This is a genomic window from Corallococcus sp. AS-1-12 (assembly GCF_020036995.1).
In the GTDB taxonomy this organism is placed as follows: Bacteria; Myxococcota; Myxococcia; order Myxococcales; family Myxococcaceae; genus Corallococcus.
The window spans coordinates 1-989 of record NZ_JAIQDD010000101.1 but is presented as its reverse complement, the minus strand read 5'-3'; the positions used below and the strand labels follow the sequence as shown (position 1 = coordinate 989).

The following is a 989-nucleotide window of genomic DNA, read 5'->3' as shown; positions in this document are numbered from 1 at the left end:
GCGGCCGTGAGGGGCAGCGCGTCCAGGAGGACGAAGGCGGAGGGGACCATGAAGGAGGGGAGGCGCTGCTCGAGGAAGGAGCGCAGCTCGGAGGCGGAGGGCGGCTGGGAGGCGGTGAAGTAGGCGGTGAGGCGCTTGTCGCCGGGGGAGTCCTCGCGAAGCAGCAGGGCGGCGTCGGAGACGAAGGGGTGGAGGCGGAGGGCGGCTTCGACTTCGCCCAGCTCGATGCGGATGCCGCGCAGCTTCACCTGGTCATCGAGGCGTCCGAGGAACTGGAGGTGGCCGTCGGGGAGCCAGCGGACCCTGTCACCGGTGCGGTAGAGGCGAGCGCCGGGAGAGGAGGAGAAGGGGTTGGGCAGGAAGCGCTCGGCGGTGAGGGAGGGCTGGGCGAGGTAGCCGCGAGCCAGGCCGACACCGGAGATGAAGAGCTCACCGGGAGCGCCCAAGGGGAGGGGGCGCAAGGAGGAGTCGAGGACGAAGAGGGAGGTGTTGGGCCAGGGGGAGCCGATGTGGAGGCAGTCCGGGCCGAGGTGGAGGTTGATGGAGGCGCAGACGGAGGCCTCGGTGGGGCCGTAGGCGTTGAGGAGGTCGCGTCCGGGAGCCCAACGGCGGGCGAGCTCGGGAGGGCAGGCCTCGCCGGCGGAGATGACGGTGCGAAGGGAGGGAAGGGCCTCGGGCTGGAGGAGGGCGAGGACGGAAGGGGTGAGGGTGACGGCGGAGATGGAGTGGGCGGAAAGGAAGGACTGGAGGGGAGCGCCCGGCAGCAGGGCCTGGGCCGGGGAGAGGACGAGGCAGGCGCCCGCGAGGAGGCAGGAGAAGACTTCGCAGACGGAGGCGTCGAAGGAGGGGGAGGCGAACTGGAGGACGCGCGAGGAGGGGCCGAAGCCGTGGCGCAGGACGGCGGCCTGGGCGGTGTTGCACAGGCCCCGGTGGTGCAGGAGGGTGCCCTTGGGCTTGCCGGTGGAGCCGGAGGTGTAGATGACGTAGGC

At 71.9% G+C, this 989-nt stretch carries 1 protein-coding gene; it reads right to left on the bottom strand.

Going from position 1 to position 989, the window contains the following annotated elements; all coding sequences use genetic code 11:
- The coding region (locus K8556_RS38885) for an amino acid adenylation domain-containing protein (protein WP_223745185.1) at positions 1-989 on the bottom strand (989 nt) is incomplete at both ends.